This is a genomic window from Halovulum sp. GXIMD14793, assembly GCF_054457435.1.
The window spans coordinates 1-2,104 of sequence record NZ_JBTLNE010000116.1; the positions used below are offsets into that span (position 1 = coordinate 1).

Genomic DNA, 2,104 nt, shown 5'->3' on the forward strand with positions numbered 1-2,104 from the left:
CAAATGGGGCTACGACCGCACCCTCTACAAGAGGCGCAACGAAGTCGAACGCCTGTTCCGAAGGCTGAAAGGCTTCCGACGTATCTTCTCAAGATTCGAAAAGCTGGACGTCATGTACCTGTTGTGAATTGCACTTATCCGGCGCTCGGATTGCAAACATCCCGGATTCTCGCTCAAATTATCTGACGCTACCCGTCAAAGCCCATCCGCCCGAAACGATGACATTGTTCAAGGCCGGGGGCAAGCTTGTAGGCCAAAACCTTAGCGGCGAAGAGAGGGTGATGGAGTTTGTTGCAGATCAACATTGGAAGTTCGCGCCCAAAGACGACGATCCACTCAACATATCGGATGAGGAAATGTCATTAGCGGCAGGGTGCGAGGGCGGGACGCTTCCGCAACTTCACTACACGGGAGTTTATAGTCAGAAAGGCGGAATTTTTACCTATGACGCGTATCTGATCTTCTCATCAACAGGCTTTTTAACGGCATCCTGAATGGGCAATTTGTTTCTGCCCAAGGCAGCGGAAAGATGACGCAGGCTTTTATGGGGCGTCAGGCCAATTAAAAAGTAGCCTTACAGGAGCTCTGTTTGCGCAAAAAAAGCGCCGCGTTATGCGGCCCTTTTTCATTTACCCGACCAATGCCGCGTTCAGGTTCTCGTCGATCTTTTCGAGGAACCCTTCGGTGGTCAGCCATTTCTGATCCGGGCCGACCAGCAGGGCCAGGTCCTTGGTCATGAAGCCGCTTTCGACGGTATCGACGATGACTTTTTCCAGCGTCTCGGCAAACTCCCGCAGCTTGGCGTTATCGTCCAGCTTGGCGCGGTGCTTCAGGCCGCCGGTCCAGGCGTAGATCGATGCGATGGAGTTGGTCGAGGTCGCCTCGCCCTTCTGGTGCTGGCGATAGTGGCGGGTAACGGTGCCATGTGCGGCCTCGGCCTCGACGATCTTGCCGTCTGGCGTCATCAGCTGGCTGGTCATCAGGCCCAGTGAGCCAAAGCCCTGCGCCACGGTATCTGACTGCACATCGCCGTCATAGTTCTTACAGGCCCAGACAAAGCCGCCATTCCATTTCATCGCGCAGGCGACCATATCGTCGATCAGGCGATGCTCATAATGGATGCCTTTTTCCTTGAACTTCGCCTCGAACTCTTCCTCATAGATCTTCTGGAACAGCTCCAGGAAGCGGCCGTCATATTGTTTGAGGATGGTGTTTTTGGTCGACATGTAAACCGGCCAGCCAAGGTTCAGACCATAGTTCAGCGAGGCGCGGGCGAAGTCGATGATAGAGGCGTCGAGGTTGTACATCGACATGAACACGCCCGAGGATGGGGCGTCGAACACTTCATGCTCGACCACATTGCCGTCTTCGCCGACAAACTTCATGCTTAGCTTGCCGGGGCCGGGGAATTTCATATCCGTAGCGCGGTACTGGTCACCGAAGGCGTGGCGGCCAATGACGATGGGTTTGGTCCAGCCAGGCACCAGACGCGGCACGTTGGAGCAGATGATCGGGGCGCGGAACACCACACCGCCAAGGATGTTGCGGATGGTGCCGTTGGGGCTGCGCCACATCTTTTTCAGGCCGAATTCCTCAACCCGGGCTTCATCGGGGGTGATGGTCGCACATTTGACGCCAACGCCGATCTCTTTGATCTTTTCGGCCGCATCAATGGTGATCTGGTCTTCGGTGCGATCACGCTCTTCGATGCCCAGATCGTAATAGAGCAGGTCGACATCCAGATAGGGCAGGATCAGCTTGTCTTTGATGAACTGCCAGATGATCCGGGTCATCTCATCGCCGTCAAGCTCGACGACGGGGTTTTCTACCTTGATTTTGGACATGCGCTGACCCTTCTGCTGTGAATCGGAATTTGCCGCCTTCTAACCCAGTTTCTGGCAAGTAGAAAGCCGCATACTATGGCATGCAAAAATAGACGGGCCCAGGATGAGGCCCGCACGCTATCAATCGGATATTTTAATATTCTGCTGACCTGCCCCCCGAAACTTCCCTCGTTCTGATGTAGAGTTTGCTCAACCTTTTGAAGGAGCAAACGAATGCGAAAGAGCCGTTTCACGGAAGTCCAAATCATTGGGATGATCAA

Annotated in this window: 2 protein-coding genes and 1 pseudogene; 2 read left to right on the forward strand and 1 reads right to left on the reverse strand. The window is 54.4% G+C overall.

The genetic code is table 11. The features are described 5' to 3' along the window. Both ACW9UQ_RS18515 and ACW9UQ_RS18520 read left to right on the forward strand, forming a co-directional pair. A pseudogene (locus ACW9UQ_RS18515) lies at window positions 1-127 on the forward strand (IS5-like element ISCARN85 family transposase); the annotation flags it as partial. Between the two features lie 154 nt (window positions 128-281). Next, on the forward strand, window positions 282-494 hold the full coding sequence (locus ACW9UQ_RS18520) for a hypothetical protein (RefSeq protein ID WP_458932466.1): 213 nt from the start codon (window positions 282-284) through the stop codon (window positions 492-494). Window positions 495-629: 135 nt separating this feature from the next. Here ACW9UQ_RS18520 and ACW9UQ_RS18525 read toward each other — a convergent pair whose 3' ends face one another. Further along, window positions 630-1,844: an NADP-dependent isocitrate dehydrogenase gene (locus ACW9UQ_RS18525; protein WP_458932467.1), complete on the reverse strand. Its 1,215-nt coding sequence runs from the start codon at window positions 1,842-1,844 to the stop codon at window positions 630-632. Window positions 1,845-2,104 lie beyond the last annotated feature (260 nt).

Coding starts and splice junctions, on each gene's coding strand:
- ACW9UQ_RS18520 (WP_458932466.1), top strand. CDS start 282: ATGGAGTTTGTTGCAGATCAACATTGGAAGTTCGCGCCCAAAGACGAC.
- ACW9UQ_RS18525 (WP_458932467.1), bottom strand. CDS start 1,844: ATGTCCAAAATCAAGGTAGAAAACCCCGTCGTCGAGCTTGACGGCGAT.